Origin of the sequence: Methanobrevibacter sp., from assembly GCF_045646205.1 — an archaeon.
Taxonomy (GTDB): Archaea; Methanobacteriota; Methanobacteria; order Methanobacteriales; family Methanobacteriaceae; genus Methanocatella.
In genome coordinates this window covers 95,300-109,706 of the sequence record NZ_JAZRKF010000017.1, presented here as the reverse complement: position 1 = coordinate 109,706, position 14,407 = coordinate 95,300, and the positions used below count along the sequence as shown (strand labels likewise).

Here is a 14,407-nt window from a genome sequence, read left to right as displayed (position 1 = left end):
TCTTCGGAATTTTTCATGGTATTTCCTATTTTCATTGATAATGCATGTCTGATACTGCTTGAAGCAAAATAATATTTCCATGGTTTTTTAAGTCTTCTTGAAGATCCTCCAAATGGTTCACAATGAAATATCAATTCTGTCTTTTCAAGCAAATCCAATATATTATTGACATTGGATACTGATGTCTTTAAGTAATTGGACAATTTATGCTGGCTTACCTCACCCGGTTTTTGAAGAGCCAATTGCCTGATTATTCTTTTAGCTATTGCCTGATTATCAGAAGTTATAGTTTTAATCTGCATAATGTCTTCTGTAATAATCTTGTTGGTCATTGTAACTATCTCTTCACGAACATCGGTTAATGGCTTATCTTCATCGACAGTTGGAAATCCACCATATTTCAAATAATAATCCCATTCACTAGAGGTGTATTCCACAATATTTGTCAATGCTTTATTTGCTTCAAATTCGTATTTTATAGCATTTTCAGGATTACCCGTGAAAATTAACTCACATAGACTGTCAGACAGATTATTAAATGATTGATTGTATTTTAAGTTCAGATGTTGGTTATAGTTTAGCGGAGTCAATACCCTTCTTTTAAGTCTTCTTGCGGCATCGGCATTATATTGCAAGTGTATTGCAGATGAACCTGTTATTATCATGAATATGTTATCTGATTTGTCAAAGATTATTTTATTGGATACTGCCCAATTTTTATCGTATTGAGCTTCATCAATCAAAAGAAATACTTTTTCATTAAGTGTGCGTATATTTTTGTTGAATTTATTTTTTAGATAGATTTCGACTAATTCTATTATGCTGCATTCCGTTATGTCATTTAATTCATCACAAGATATGTATAATATGTTATTTAATGGAATGTTTTTCTCTTTGAATAGGTATTCGTATGTTTGATATAATATTGTTGTTTTTCCAACCCCTCGAAGGCCAGGTATGACAATAAATCTATTAGAATATTTATCCTCAATAAAATTATCGATCTGTTTTTTAATTTCATTTAATTCCAATCTGGAATTTAGTTTGATTCCGTGATTGGTCAATTTTGAATTTATAGTGCTTGGAACAGATTCCAGTTCATCATTAACATAATTTAATATTAATTCGTTTCTATCCAACATTTTTTAACCTTAATTTTTACATCCTTTGTGTTCTGATATTTGTATACAACTTTATAAATGACTGTTCACATATTTGTACACTACCATATAAAAATTTTACCCCCGCGATATCCTCAACTTTTAAAGAAATAATATTTTTACAACCATATTCCCCAAAAAGACGAACAAATCGTATAAAACGTATGATATAGTTCGCAACCTTATCATTTTCACATCATTAAAACTCCAGTAAAAGATTTGTTCTGCAGTTCAAATTAAATTTTTTGAAAGCGTTGTTTAACACTGCAATATTGCTTTGACTTCATAAAATTGCTTTTATTTCAAACAATACCTATATTTACTTTCTGATTTAATAGAAAATATATGATTAATTCTTATAGTATAAAAAAAGTAAATTTAGAATGTAAAATATATACTAAAATTTATAGTACATTCAATATGTACTATAATTTATAATACATGCTAAAATTTATATTATACTTTTTTAGATTTCATTTTAATTTTTTTATATTTGTCAAAAACAACCTCATATCCTTTATTATAAAATGGACATGCTTTTATACATTCAGTGCAGCCTTCACTACATCCAATACATACATCTTCAATAAAACTCACAGTTTTAGTTTTTTTATCCAAAACTAAAGCATCATTTGGACATGCTCTAACACAGGAGTTACAATAATTGCAATAATCAGGAATCCATTCATAAGGATTAATTTTGGTTTTAGGCAAGTTTTTAATATTGACTAATATGGCCGATATTTTTTGATTGGGGCCTTTATTAGGACTGATCAGCAAACCACTTTTTCCAATGCCCCCCATTCCTGCTTTTTGAGCCAAATGTGAAAAATCTATTGTTTCTTCACGAGGATGGGCAACTAATGTTTCAAATCCCCTTAGTCTCAGGTAATCTGAAATCTTATATGTTAAATTTCCAAAATCCCGATATAACTCATCATTATATTCTTGAGCTTTAATACCTGCGCCGGCATCATGAATGCATTGGCTAATCTCATAAGAAAATAGAATGGCTGAGTTGAAATCAAAATCTAAACCATGCAAGAAATAATCTTTGATGCCCTCAACATAAGCTATTTCCACAACACCCAACTGTTTCAAATACACTTCAAAATCCTCTAAAAATTCTTTTGTAACAGAATTTATTGGATTTATAGGATTTTCAATTTTTGATGTGTTTGGAAATGAAATATCCCCGCAACAAGAATTATTACTGGATTTAACCAATACGTTCTGAATCAAACCATCAAAGTTCCAATTATCTGCCATTTAACAACACCCACAGCTACAACCAGAGCCTATTTGAAAACCGAACTTCTTTAAAAAATTTCTATAATCAAATCTGTTCAATGTGGCCTCATCAACAAAGGATAAAATACCAATATCATCCGCTAAAGTAAGATTTTTAAATGTTTTAAATGTAGAATCATTCAAAACGCTTTCTATAGTATTTTCACCAAATTTAAAAGCTATTTGTGCAAATGGGAACTCAAATGTATTCCTATCATCAATAACAACAGAGATTGTACCCCCTTTTTTAAGAACTATAAGATTATCCGTATCCGGCAATAACATAGCTATTTTAGCACCATCTTTAAGGGATTTGAATTCATCATAATTATTATTCGCCCAATTTTCCCAAACTTTATAATCAAAATAATCCATATTCATTCCTCTAAATATTTTTTAACTCATAGTTGATCTTATTTTTAATAATCTCAACACATTTTTCTCCATTGTCGTCCAATCTGAAAGGGTCAGTGGAAAAAATTTTATGCTTTTTTAAAACATCTCCAACACCAACAGTTTTAGAAACGTTGATTCCCTTGTTATTAAGAATTTTATTCACACATCCGTTATCGCAACCGTTGATTGCAATGATTGGATATTTTTTTAGCATATCATCGTTTAATCCTTCAATGTCAGCGGATGTGGAACCCATGCAAATTGATATTATATTATCGTTTTCCTTTTTACAATCCCCAACTGCTACGCGAGATACCAATCCATTAGCACTCATTCCATTGCAGGAAGCTAAAGCAATCTTTTCGACCATGTTATCAGCCTCATAATAGTTTTTCAAGACTTTGTATAATTTCTTCATTGGCCAGTTTATAATAAATCCATTTTCCCTGTTTTCGTGCAGACAACACTCCTTCTTTTTTCATCATGTTCAAATGATGAGAAACCGTTGATTGGGATTTATCAATAACTTCCAATATCTGACAAACACACAATTCACCATTTTTCAATAAGTATATTATTTTTAATCTTGTCGGATCAGCCAAAGACTTTAATATTGCCGCATGGTTTTCTAAAGTTTCATCTGAAGGCAATGTTTTAATTAAATCTTCAACAGAATAGGTTATCTCACAACATTCATCACTATTTTCAACTGCCATGTATAATAATATTATATTGATATATTTAAATGTATCGATATATTATCTTTATAATTATTAGTCAATCAGATAACATTAACGACAGAATTCTATCAATATACATTCATTTTAACTAATACATACAATTAGTTGTAATCCTATTCATACCAAATGTTAGTGATTATTATAGGAAAAATAAAAGAAAAAAAATTGAGAAAAATCATTAATAAATTACGAAAATATTCTCAAATACAAAATTTAATTAATTAGGCAAATTATTTTGAAAAAAAATACGAAATGTTCGTATAAAACTAGTAAAATAGTTCTTGTACTTATCGATTTTTCACAGTAATCACAAAAAAAGAAAAATAAAAAAAATTTAATTAATTTTTAATATTTCATCTAAGTCCAGTCTTGGGGATTAATATTCGCTGATAGATTATCTGATTCATATCCAAGTGCAATTCCCATGAGGATGTCTTCATATCCCGGAATAGGCAAGTTATTTCTAAAATATATGGATATTTAACAAGTTCATAAGCAGGAATTGAATCCGCCCAAATCCGTTACTGCAAGCATCAATATAGCCAAAATAATGGGGATGTGATATCTAAGGTTCACTGTTAATGTGAAACCAACTGAAAAAAATCAAATATGTAATAATCTGAATATCATATATTAATTTTCAAGATTCTATTTTAAAATTTCATATTTTTAGGCATTATATTATATTTTATAACATTATTTATATAATATTAATTAAATATATTTTATTGAAAAACTACCGACATTTATGAAAAATGTTAGATGGTAAAATTGTTATCATTACTTATGTTTCTGCCGATATTGACACTAAAATAGCAGAAATATTTGCAAAACATAATGCTATTGTAAACTGTGCAGTGATTACTGCAGATGCTGACTGGAAATAAAAATAAAACATTATTTGGTATAAATCTACTACCAGAACCTTTAATTAAAACATAATCTCGGGTGATAACATAGGCATTAAAGTGGTAATTCTTGATGATGAAATAGATGAAGAGGACTATTTGGAACTTTATAAATTAAGGGCAGAGTGTGATTCAAAAATTGAATACCTGAATAATAGTAATAATCCTGAAACCATAAATAAGATTAATGAGTTTAAAAAAGAATTAGGATTAGAAGTTCCGGAAGTTAATCTTACACAAGAAAATGAAGATGAAAACAATAAAAAAAGATTTGTTACTTTAAGAAAATTCCTATCAGATTTCCAAACGGATATTGATATAAGTCCCAGCAGGCTTTTAGATTTGGTAGATGGGATTTATGGGATGGACATGACTTTGCTTATGGTCGAAATTCTTATTCCGCAGGTAGATTTTACACTTGAAGGTAGTCTTCTAGATCTTCTTTGGACGCTTCTTCCAACTGTCGGAACTGCAATGATTAGTTTCATCATCCTTGCTACATTCTGGATTTATCATCATCAATTCCTTGAAGTTACAAGGGTTAATTTAGTGTATGTATGGTTAAGCATGATGTTTTTAGCTTTAATTACCTTTCTGCCAATTGCAACATTTATACTTGGTTCAAATTCAGTAATTGGATTAGCTAACTTCGTATTTGGTTTTACACTATCATTAACATTATTAATATTTACTTTAATGTTTAAATATGCCGACAATAGAGAATTCCTCAAATCAGAAATATCTGAAGAAGAAAGAAAATATACTTACCGTACATTTATCATGCTATTCTTAATGACTGTTTCCATAACTACCCTTGATTGTTTATATTCTGGAAACCTCATTTATTATTATGTGACACTTCCTTTTATTTCAATCATTAGAGACAGATTATTTAACATAAAAAATAAATATTAATTAGTTTAGGTGTTGAACTTGAATATATTCGGGAAAGAAATGACCAAATATCAGTCAATAGCTATTTTGATTAATATTTTAATAGTAGTTGACATCATACTGATAACTGTTGCGATTTTTTTAAAATTGCCTGCTAATGTTGAATCATACATTTATAACTTTGATTTTTTTACCTGTTTGATTCTTTTAACTCAATGGATTATAGAGTTATATAATTCTAAACCAAGAAGTAAGTTTTTAAAACAAAAAAGAAATTGGGTTGATTTAATCGCTTCAATTCCTTTTGATGCAATCTTACCAATAATAATTCCACAAATAAGTATCATAAGATATCTTAAACTATTAAAATTACTACGCATAATGGCATTGTTCACCCGCTTTTTCAATATCTTAAAGACATTCATCAAAACCACACATTTGGATAAGATTATTGGAGTAATAATCTTTACAATACTAATTTTTACTGTAGTTTTATGGCTTTGGGGACCAACCTATGATTTATTTGACGATTTTTATCTCGTAATAGTGACTTTAGCAACAGTAGGGTATGGAGATGTTACACCTAAAACATTTGATGAAAAATTAATTGCAATAGTCATGATAATTGTAGGCGTTTTTGTATTTTCCACAATCACAGCTGCAATATCATCATATTTCACAAATCGACTGCTTAAAAATGAAAACAAAGATGATAAAATAAATGAATTGAAAACGGAATTAGAATCAATACACGATGAAAATGCTGAATTAAAACGTGAAATAGTGGAACTAAAAAAATTGATTAAAAATAAATAATATTAACTATTTTCTTTATTCCTCTAAAAATTCTCTAAACAGATTGTAAATATCGAATTGTCCTCATATAGACACCCTAAAATACGAACATTTCGTATAAAACGTATGATATAGTTCGCATGATTATCAAATTCCAGAACTAAAACTAGGATAGGGAATTTATTTTTCTGTAATTATTAAATTTTTGAAAGTTAACCTACACCATAAATCTATAGGTAATTTTCAGTTATTTTAGTTGCAGATTCAATCATTTTTGGACAAAACTCCTTGAATATATTATTATCCAATGCGTATTTAACACCTTCTTCGGTTCTAATGTCACAATTAAGTAACTCTCTACAGATATATGATCTGTTTTCCTTTTCAAATTCATCTAAAAATTTTTCACACACTTCATTGCTTTTGGTTTTACTATCACCATATTTAAGGCCTAATGCCATTAGTGCACCTGTGCAAGCACCGCAAACTTCACCTTTACGCATACCTCTGCCAAAGCATGCGCCGATTTTCAAGGCTTGTTCTTCTGAAAGACCTAAATTCTGTGAAAATGTTGCAAATACCGCTTGTGAACACACATATCCGTTTTCAAATAATTGAATAGCATTTTCTATATTTTTCATATATTATAATTTAATTATTTTGACTTATCAATGTATAGCATTAACTGGATGGCACTACGGGCATTACCTACTAGGCATGTTTCATATGTTTCAAGGATTTAGAAATTTTCAGACAGAACATATAAAATAATTCCGATACTTATCGATTTTGCCTCTTAAAACTCTTTAATTTATATGAAGAACCCCTATAAAAATACGAACATTTCGTTTAAACAAAGTTAATTCTCAAAACTTTCATTTGGTGAGCTGCTGACATTTAACGCCAGAGATATTGAAAATCAAACTTGATTCAACTCATATAGCAGGGTTTTTCAAAGCAATTTTCAAATCTCAAATGGCTGATGTTAATGTCAAAATCAACTGTTAAATGAAAAGAAAAAATAGCTATTAATTATATATAACTTGAAACTTAAAATATTAATTAAGTATTATTTGGAGAGGTTAAAATATGAAAGGCGATGTATATTATGGAAAAGGTATTCGTGAACTTGAAGATCAATATCCCGAATTATATGAACTTGTTTCTGATTTGAACGAAACTGTATGGGATGGTAAAATCCTTGATTACAAAACTCAAAAATTAATTGCTATTGGAATTACCGCTTCACGTGCAGATCCAAGAGCAACCAAAAAACAAATAAAAAGTGCAATTGAAGTGTTAGGTATCAGTAAAGATGAAATCGTCGATGTTTTAAGAGTTGTTTTATTGACTTCAGGTATGCCTGCATTTTCAAAATCATTACAAATCTTAAATAGTGTTTTAGAAACTATGGATTGAACTTCAAATTAATTTTGAAGTTTTATTTACTTTTTTTTAATTATATTAGATTTAAAGATTTTATTATCTTAAAAATATGGAATATGATAAAGCAGATCATTCCTATATTTATCATTACTGTTGAAAAGGGTTTTTCAAGAAATATTTCTCGGGCCGAATCATTCAACTCAATTTTATTGTAATTTGTCAGTATTGCGATTAATCCGACAATCCATGCAACTGCCAATATTAGTGCATATCCTCCTATTATTGCAATGTCTCCTGTGTTGGCCATTGACATGCCTTTTACCAGGTTTTGTGCTGATGAGGTGACAAATACACTCACTACTGATCCTAAAAAGTTAACAAATCCGTGCAGTACTATTGAATACTTAATATTTCCGGTTTTTATGTAGACATATGCGAAAAATCCTCCTATGAAGAATGCATAGAAAAATTGATTTAAATTTCCGTGGAATAATGCAAATAATAATGCGGATAAAAGTATTGACAGTTTTGCACCATATTTTATAGTTCTGTCAATCAGAAGCTTTCTAAAGAATAATTCTTCAAATATTGGTGCAAGAAGAACTACTATTATGGCATTGACATAAATGTTCGTGTTTTGAATCAGGTGTTCTATCGGATTTATTATCTCGATTGTGGTTGCATGTCCGATTAATGCAGTGATTCCAAGCCCTATAAGGTTTCCAGCCCACATTAGGGTTAATGCAACACAGAAATATTTGGCTATTGTTTGGATGGAAAGCTTTTTCTTATCAATGTCTGTTGAATCTATTTTTCTCATCAGATATATGAAAATTGGAAGCACTAGGATATAGTTGCATGCTGATGAGATTATTATCTGGTTATTGCCGTTATGCAGCTGATTGATATCCCAAAGTGCAATAGTATTTGCTATTATTATTTGAAAAAATATTGGAATCATGGCCAAAAGCAGATAGTTAAAACCAATTTTTGAAAATACTTTTTTATATTCGTTCATATATACACCATTTCGAATAATGTAAATTATATTTGACTTCATATTTATTAAATTTTTTGGTTTTACTAAATTTTTTTTTGATGCACGTAAATTTAAATTAAGTTTAACCTAATAATTATTCTTTGTTTTACCTAAAAATTTATTAAATTCGAATATTTTATATATCGCTTATTATTTAATATTATACTATCCAATGTATTATTTAAACAAGAGAAAAAATTTACGTGTGCTTAAAAATGCTTTTTTTAGGCATACCTAATAATTTATATATTGGGGTCAACAAAAATATATGTGTTATTGGATTTTTTAAATTCCAATATGATTTTTTGAAAAAAAATTCGTGGGAGATAATAATATGAAAAATAATGAATATGTAGAAAGAGTAATGAAACATAAACATGCATTAATTTTTGCTGGCGGAATCGCAACAGCTATTATCGGTAAAAAAATATTAGAATCCGATGCTTTTAAAGAAACCTGTACCAAAAGTATGGCTGCTGTAATGTCTGCTAAAAAAGATGCAGAAGAATGTTTCCAAGATATGAAAGAAGACGCAGAAGACATTGTTGTTGATGCTAACGCTGAAGTAAAAAAAGAAATCTACGTTGAAGATGATGAATAGTTTTTCCGGTAGTGTAGAAAAATGAAATATCGAGTAATGTATGATAAGGGAACCCGTTTAAGGGTTCGTTCGGGCCAATGGGCTTTCACTAAAGAGGAAGGCTATGGTCTTGCTTCATTACTTTTGGAAAACGATTTTATCCATGAGGTTTACACATCCCATAGAAATGGAAGTATCTTAATTTACTATGATGATGTGAAAAATAAAAGTAAAATCTTCAATATTTTGAATTCAATCACGATGGATGATTTGGTTGAAGCAGAACCTAGTCAGCTTCAGGTTTCAAAAGAAATCACTGAAGAATTCATTTTCAAATTATTTAAAATGATTGGAAACCGGATTTTTGGAAGAATATTTTTACCGATCAGGATTAAAAATATTTTAACTCTTATACGTGCTTCAAAATATATTTGGGCAGGTTTGGACAGTTTAACCAGTTTCCGTATTGATGTTGCACTTCTTGATGGGGCCGCTGTTGCCGGAGCCTTATATATGAGGGACCTTGCACCGGCCAGTTCAATGATGTTCCTATTGTCTATTTCAGATGAATTGGAGGAATACACTGTACAAAAAGCTAAAAGTACTTTAAAAGACAGTTTGGCTTTAAACATTGATACATTATGGGTAGTAACTGAAGATGGAAGTGAAGAACAACGTCCTGCTCTTGAAGTCAAAAAAGGAGATAAAATCAAAATCCACATGGGAGATGTAATTCCTGTGGACGGTAAGGTAATAGACGGCGAAGCTATGGTAAATGAGGCTTCAATGACTGGAGAACCATTGGCCGTACATAAAATGTCTGGTAAAACAGTACATGCAGGAACTGTAATCGAAGAGGGAAATCTCATTGTTGAAGTATTTTCAATCAACAAGGAGACAAGATTAAACAAGATTATTGATTTAATCGAAAACTCCGAAGATTTAAAGGCCGATGCACACAGCAAGGCTGAAAGATTGGCTGATTCAATTGTTCCTTACAGTTTACTTGCAACGGCATTAACCTATCTATTCACTGGAAATGCTACAAAGGCACTGTCCGTATTGATGGTTGACTTTTCTTGTGCTATCAAACTGACCACTCCTTTATCAATCATATCTGCAATGCGTGAAGCTTCAGATAATCGTATGATGGTAAAAGGAGGAAAATTCCTTGAAAAGTATGCAACTGCAGATACAATAGTCTTTGACAAAACCGGAACTTTAACGAATGCCTCTCCAAAGGTCGTTCATGTTTTCCCAATGACAAAAAGATACACTGCAGAAGAAATCCTGAGAATGGCCGCATGTATTGAGGAGCACTTTGCCCACAGTATTGCAACAGCTATTGTAAAGCATGCTGAAGAAGAGGGAATCAAGCATGAGGAAGACCACAGTGAAGTCGAATACATTGTAGCTCACGGTATTGCAACCACTTATGATGATAAGCGCGTTGTAATAGGTAGCAGACACTTCTTATTTGATGATGAAGGAATTAAAATCAATAAAAGACAGGAAAAGAAAATCAAAAAAGAAGTTGAAGACCATTCCGTAGTTTACATGGCTATTGACGGTAAACTTGAAGGTCTTATCTGTATAGATGATCCTGTTCGTGAAGAGGCAAAATATGTCATTGAAGAGCTTAAAAGTTTAGGCATTGAAAATGTCATAATGCTTACCGGAGACAGTGAGAGCGGTGCCAAATCCAGTGCTGAAGCTTTAGGAATCACTGAATACAAATCACAGGTTCTTCCTGAAGATAAATCCAGAATTGTTGAGGAACTGAAAGCTGAAGGCAAAACCGTTATAATGGTCGGTGACGGAATTAACGATTCACCTGCTCTTGCGGCTGCCGATGTATCAGTATCCATGAAGAACTCTTCTGATATAGCCCGTGAAGTTGCAGACATTTCACTTTTATCAGATGATTTGCATGATTTGGTAACCTTGAGAAAATTAAGTGTCGGTATGTTTGATAAAATCAATACAAATTACCACAGAATCATTGCAGTAAATGGTACCCTGCTTCTTTTAGGAGTATTCGGTGCAATTTCACCATCAACATCTTCAATGGTGCACAATTTATCTACAATGTTATTTGGTGCTTTAAGTACCAAATCCGTCCTTGATGATACTAAAAACGAAGATATTGAAGTTGAAGCTATAGAAGTGGCGGACGCAGTATAAATGTAGAATATTTTTCTACATTTTTTTCTATTTTTTCTTAACCTTTTAATATTATAAAATTCAAACTTATTTGTATAAAATTTTTAGTAAAGTGATGTGATGAATAAAAGAAAGATTTTACCATTTATTTTACCGATTGCAATTATAATTTTTTGGCACATTATTACTGATGGTCTTAATTTAGTTCAACCATATGTGTTGCCAAGTCCTCTTGATGTGTTAAACTCTGCAATTAATATTATAGAATCTGGAAAATTGGTTAAAAATACTATTGATACATTGTTTAAAGTATTTTCCGGTTTAATTTTAGCATCAGTTGTTGCTATTCCTTTAGGTATTCTTCTTGGATGGTATCAGACTTTGGAAGATTTGGCATCATTTGTAATCAGTGTTTTAAGGCCAATACCTCCTGTTGCATGGATTCCATTTTCAATTTTATGGTTTGGAATCGGAACCATTCCTGCAGTATTTATTATATTCATGGGTTGTGTATTCCCGATTCTGGTCTATACTCTTGACGGTGTGAAAAGAACGGATAAGGTACTGATTGAATCTGCTCAGACATTAGGTGCAAATGATTGGCATGTCCTTAGAAGAGTAATATTGCCTTCTGCTATCCCGTATGTTGTTTCTGGGCTTAAGGTAGGTGTTGGAATTGCTTTGATGTGTACAATTTCCGCAGAAATGATCGGTTCAAGCAGTGGTTTGGGATATATGATTTTGACCGCTACAAACTTGTTTGATACAGGTACAACTGTTGTGGGAATGTTAGTTATTGGATTAATAGGCTTAGTTCTTGATTATGTCTTTGGACTTGCACAAAAAAGGATTTTCTGGTAGGTGTTTTGAATGTCAATTGAAATTAAAAATATTAACAAATCCTTTGACGGAAGAGGAAAGAATTTATCTGTTTTGGAAGATATTAACTTAACGGTTAATGATGGCGAATTGGTATGTTTGCTCGGTCCCTCAGGTTGTGGAAAAACAACTCTTCTTCGTTTAATTGCAGGTCTTGACCACCCTACTTCCGGTGAAATCATCACTAATGGGGAGCTGGTTGAAAAGCCGTCTGGAGACAGGGCAGTTATTTTCCAGCAGTATTCATTATTCCCTTGGTTGACTGTTTTAAAAAATGTTACCTTTGGTCTTGAGATTTCAGGTGGTTCAAAAGAGGAAAATATTCAGGCTGCAGAAAGATATCTTCAAAGTGTAGGTTTACTTGAGTTTAAAGATAGCTATCCTCATGAACTTTCAGGAGGTATGAAACAAAGGGTCGCAATTATCAGATCTCTGTTAAACCATTCACCTATTTTGCTTATGGATGAGCCGTTTTCTGCATTGGATATGCAAAATAGACACAAGCTTCAGGAACAGCTGATAGGCGTCTGGAAAAGATTTGAAAATACAATCGTTTTTGTAACTCACGATGTCGATGAAGCGGTTTACCTTGCAGATAAAATAGTTTTGCTTGATAAGAATCCTGGAAAAATCGCTGAAGTTATTGAAGTTGGTCTTGAAAGGCCAAGAAAAAGAGATTCTCAGGAATTTTTAAAAATCCAGGAATCTATCGTCGAAAAACTTGATATGGAAGAATAGCTTTAAGCTATTTTTTTAACTTTTTTTACTATAATTTAGCTATTAGAGTACCGTAATCTCCATTTTCAATGCCTTCATAAACATAATCAAATGATTTAAGGCAGGATGTTTTTATATCAAAACCTTTTTCCAGGTTAGCAACAATTGCTGATGAGAGGTTACATCCTGTTCCGTGGAGATTATCACTTTTTAATAATTCCTGCTTTTCAATTGTGATTTTCCCGTCAATATTCATTGTGTTGATTCCGTCCAAATGCCCGCCGGTAATCAGGGAGTTGCAGGGAATCTTTTCCGTTGCTTTAATCGCATCTTCTTTAGAAGAAATTTTAAAATCAGTCAGCTTTTCAGCCTCTTCAACATTCGGTGTGGTTAAAATTGATTTTGGAAGCAGATACCTGTTCAATGCATCTGCCAAATCACTTTTGGTCAAGTCTCCGCCAGAGGTTGCAACCATAACCGGATCAACCACTGCTTTTAAGTCATATTCCGTTATCTTTTTAGCGATAAGCTTAATTATTTCCGGTGAGTATAACATGCCTGTTTTAATGTATGTAACGTCATATGCATCCAAAACGGCATCAATTTGTTCTTCCACATAACCGGCATCGATAGGTTTAACTGAAAACACTTTATAGGGATTCTGTGCAGTTAATGCAGTAACTACGCCGCATCCGTAAACGCCATGTGCCTGAAATGTTTTTAAATCAGCAAAAACTCCCGCTCCTGCTGAAGGGTCAACGCCCGCAATTGACATTACAACCATGATTCAGCCTCTTGTGACTTTTAAACGTTCGCTTCCACGGAAAGGCTCAACGTTAACTTTCAGTTCCTTCAGGTATTTTCTTGTATGGGTCTTTTCGCCATGAATCATTATTTCCCCTAAATCTTCGGCAGTGTTAACGTCCAGTGCCATAAAGAATGAATCATGAACCTGAGGATTCAGTTTTTTCCTCTCTGCAGCCTGTACATGCTCCTTATAGCTGAAACCCTCAAATCTTGTATGTATCGCCATAGGTTTCATGATTATCATGTTTGTTCCTCCTCCTTTTGAAGGAACAATAATAAAATCAAGACTTTTGGATGCATCAATCAGCATCTGAACATTGGTTTTGCCCATTAACGGCACGTCTGAAGGAACGATAATTATTTTTTTGGCTTTTCCTTTGCAGTATTTCATCGCCTGCTTTAGAGCCTTATTTAAATTTGAGTTTTCATCTTCAAGAATGGTGCCTAAATTTAACTTTTCAGCATATGCCAAAACGTCCTCGTCTCTGCTTATGATGTAAATCTTATCGACATATTTTTTCAATGTGTCTGTAACGTCATGAAGCATTGCCTTTAGAAGCCCTTCCCTTTCCTCTTCTGTTAAAAAAGGGGAAAGACGGGTTTTAGCATTTTTAAATTTACTGACAGGTATTATTGCGTAAATGTCATCCATT

General features: G+C 31.8%; 17 protein-coding genes. 8 read left to right on the top strand and 9 right to left on the bottom strand.

Going from position 1 to position 14,407, the window contains the following annotated elements; all coding sequences use genetic code 11:
* The 5 genes from ACKI44_RS03490 to ACKI44_RS03470 all read right to left on the bottom strand — a co-directional run.
* On the bottom strand, positions 1-1,142 hold a 1,142-nt coding region (locus tag ACKI44_RS03490), incomplete at its 3' end, for an ATP-binding protein (protein WP_407421571.1).
* A gap of 474 nt (positions 1,143-1,616) precedes the next feature.
* A complete protein-coding gene (locus tag ACKI44_RS03485; protein ID WP_407421569.1) occupies positions 1,617-2,429 on the bottom strand; it encodes a 4Fe-4S dicluster domain-containing protein in 813 nt (270 codons plus the stop codon).
* Positions 2,430-2,825: a hypothetical protein gene (locus ACKI44_RS03480; protein ID WP_407421567.1), complete on the bottom strand. Its 396-nt coding sequence runs from the start codon at positions 2,823-2,825 to the stop codon at positions 2,430-2,432.
* Positions 2,826-2,835: 10 nt separating this feature from the next.
* Positions 2,836-3,216, bottom strand: a complete 381-nt coding sequence (locus ACKI44_RS03475; protein WP_407375292.1) for a putative zinc-binding protein — start codon at positions 3,214-3,216, stop codon at positions 2,836-2,838.
* 10 nt (positions 3,217-3,226) lie between these two features.
* Entirely contained in the window at positions 3,227-3,562 is a 336-nt protein-coding gene (locus tag ACKI44_RS03470) for an ArsR/SmtB family transcription factor (protein ID WP_407421565.1), read from the bottom strand.
* Between the two features lie 779 nt (positions 3,563-4,341).
* Here ACKI44_RS03470 and ACKI44_RS03465 point away from each other — a divergent pair.
* From ACKI44_RS03465 to ACKI44_RS03455, 3 genes are all read left to right on the top strand, one after another.
* Entirely contained in the window at positions 4,342-4,473 is a 132-nt protein-coding gene (locus tag ACKI44_RS03465; RefSeq protein ID WP_407421563.1) for a hypothetical protein, read from the top strand.
* Between the two features lie 81 nt (positions 4,474-4,554).
* Positions 4,555-5,409: a TMEM175 family protein gene (locus tag ACKI44_RS03460; RefSeq protein ID WP_407421561.1), complete on the top strand. Its 855-nt coding sequence runs from the start codon at positions 4,555-4,557 to the stop codon at positions 5,407-5,409.
* 18 nt (positions 5,410-5,427) lie between these two features.
* Positions 5,428-6,204, top strand: a complete 777-nt coding sequence (locus ACKI44_RS03455; RefSeq protein ID WP_407421559.1) for an ion transporter — start codon at positions 5,428-5,430, stop codon at positions 6,202-6,204.
* 209 nt (positions 6,205-6,413) lie between these two features.
* Here the strand turns inward: ACKI44_RS03455 and ACKI44_RS03450 are convergent, their stop codons facing one another.
* Positions 6,414-6,824 carry a C-GCAxxG-C-C family protein gene (locus tag ACKI44_RS03450; protein ID WP_292819514.1) on the bottom strand — a complete coding sequence of 137 codons (411 nt, stop codon included), beginning with the start codon at positions 6,822-6,824 and terminating at the stop codon, positions 6,414-6,416.
* A gap of 448 nt (positions 6,825-7,272) precedes the next feature.
* On the opposite strand from ACKI44_RS03450, the gene ACKI44_RS03445 reads away from it, so the two are divergent.
* Positions 7,273-7,602 (top strand): carboxymuconolactone decarboxylase family protein, encoded by a 330-nt coding sequence (locus ACKI44_RS03445; protein ID WP_292798269.1) that lies wholly within the window; start codon positions 7,273-7,275, stop codon positions 7,600-7,602.
* A 40-nt stretch (positions 7,603-7,642) separates the two neighbouring features.
* Here ACKI44_RS03445 and ACKI44_RS03440 read toward each other — a convergent pair whose 3' ends face one another.
* Positions 7,643-8,587, bottom strand: coding sequence for a CPBP family intramembrane glutamic endopeptidase (locus ACKI44_RS03440; protein WP_407421557.1), 945 nt, complete (start codon positions 8,585-8,587; stop codon positions 7,643-7,645).
* A 355-nt stretch (positions 8,588-8,942) separates the two neighbouring features.
* Here ACKI44_RS03440 and ACKI44_RS03435 point away from each other — a divergent pair, with 355 nt between their 5' ends.
* The 4 genes from ACKI44_RS03435 to ACKI44_RS03420 all read left to right on the top strand — a co-directional run bounded on the left by ACKI44_RS03435 (position 8,943) and on the right by ACKI44_RS03420 (position 12,968).
* Entirely contained in the window at positions 8,943-9,209 is a 267-nt protein-coding gene (locus tag ACKI44_RS03435; RefSeq protein ID WP_407421555.1) for a DUF6110 family protein, read from the top strand.
* Between the two features lie 21 nt (positions 9,210-9,230).
* Positions 9,231-11,372 (top strand): heavy metal translocating P-type ATPase, encoded by a 2,142-nt coding sequence (locus tag ACKI44_RS03430; protein WP_407421553.1) that lies wholly within the window; start codon positions 9,231-9,233, stop codon positions 11,370-11,372.
* 99 nt (positions 11,373-11,471) lie between these two features.
* Positions 11,472-12,212: an ABC transporter permease gene (locus tag ACKI44_RS03425; protein ID WP_407421551.1), complete on the top strand. Its 741-nt coding sequence runs from the start codon at positions 11,472-11,474 to the stop codon at positions 12,210-12,212.
* A 9-nt stretch (positions 12,213-12,221) separates the two neighbouring features.
* Positions 12,222-12,968 (top strand): ABC transporter ATP-binding protein, encoded by a 747-nt coding sequence (locus tag ACKI44_RS03420; protein ID WP_407421549.1) that lies wholly within the window; start codon positions 12,222-12,224, stop codon positions 12,966-12,968.
* A 28-nt stretch (positions 12,969-12,996) separates the two neighbouring features.
* Here ACKI44_RS03420 and thiD read toward each other — a convergent pair whose 3' ends face one another.
* Together thiD and cofC are read right to left on the bottom strand one after the other, a co-directional pair.
* Complete coding sequence (gene thiD / locus ACKI44_RS03415) at positions 12,997-13,731, bottom strand: bifunctional hydroxymethylpyrimidine kinase/phosphomethylpyrimidine kinase (protein ID WP_407421547.1); 735 nt, start codon at positions 13,729-13,731, stop codon at positions 12,997-12,999.
* Positions 13,732-13,734: 3 nt separating this feature from the next.
* Positions 13,735-14,406, bottom strand: coding sequence for a 2-phospho-L-lactate guanylyltransferase (gene cofC / locus ACKI44_RS03410; RefSeq protein WP_407421545.1), 672 nt, complete (start codon positions 14,404-14,406; stop codon positions 13,735-13,737).
* Between the last annotated feature and the right edge of the window lies 1 nt (position 14,407).

Excerpts from the sequence above, each read along its gene's own strand:
- ACKI44_RS03425 (WP_407421551.1), top strand. The coding sequence starts at position 11,472 with ATGAATAAAAGAAAGATTTTACCATTTATTTTACCGATTGCAATTATA.
- cofC (WP_407421545.1), bottom strand. The coding sequence starts at position 14,406 with ATGGATGACATTTACGCAATAATACCTGTCAGTAAATTTAAAAATGCT.
- ACKI44_RS03475 (WP_407375292.1), bottom strand. The coding sequence starts at position 3,216 with ATGGTCGAAAAGATTGCTTTAGCTTCCTGCAATGGAATGAGTGCTAAT.
- ACKI44_RS03485 (WP_407421569.1), bottom strand. The coding sequence starts at position 2,429 with ATGGCAGATAATTGGAACTTTGATGGTTTGATTCAGAACGTATTGGTT.
- ACKI44_RS03420 (WP_407421549.1), top strand. The coding sequence starts at position 12,222 with ATGTCAATTGAAATTAAAAATATTAACAAATCCTTTGACGGAAGAGGA.
- ACKI44_RS03480 (WP_407421567.1), bottom strand. The coding sequence starts at position 2,825 with ATGGATTATTTTGATTATAAAGTTTGGGAAAATTGGGCGAATAATAAT.
- ACKI44_RS03470 (WP_407421565.1), bottom strand. The coding sequence starts at position 3,562 with ATGGCAGTTGAAAATAGTGATGAATGTTGTGAGATAACCTATTCTGTT.
- ACKI44_RS03430 (WP_407421553.1), top strand. The coding sequence starts at position 9,231 with ATGAAATATCGAGTAATGTATGATAAGGGAACCCGTTTAAGGGTTCGT.
- ACKI44_RS03450 (WP_292819514.1), bottom strand. The coding sequence starts at position 6,824 with ATGAAAAATATAGAAAATGCTATTCAATTATTTGAAAACGGATATGTG.
- ACKI44_RS03435 (WP_407421555.1), top strand. The coding sequence starts at position 8,943 with ATGAAAAATAATGAATATGTAGAAAGAGTAATGAAACATAAACATGCA.
- thiD (WP_407421547.1), bottom strand. The coding sequence starts at position 13,731 with ATGGTTGTAATGTCAATTGCGGGCGTTGACCCTTCAGCAGGAGCGGGA.
- ACKI44_RS03440 (WP_407421557.1), bottom strand. The coding sequence starts at position 8,587 with ATGAACGAATATAAAAAAGTATTTTCAAAAATTGGTTTTAACTATCTG.
- ACKI44_RS03445 (WP_292798269.1), top strand. The coding sequence starts at position 7,273 with ATGAAAGGCGATGTATATTATGGAAAAGGTATTCGTGAACTTGAAGAT.
- ACKI44_RS03465 (WP_407421563.1), top strand. The coding sequence starts at position 4,342 with ATGTTAGATGGTAAAATTGTTATCATTACTTATGTTTCTGCCGATATT.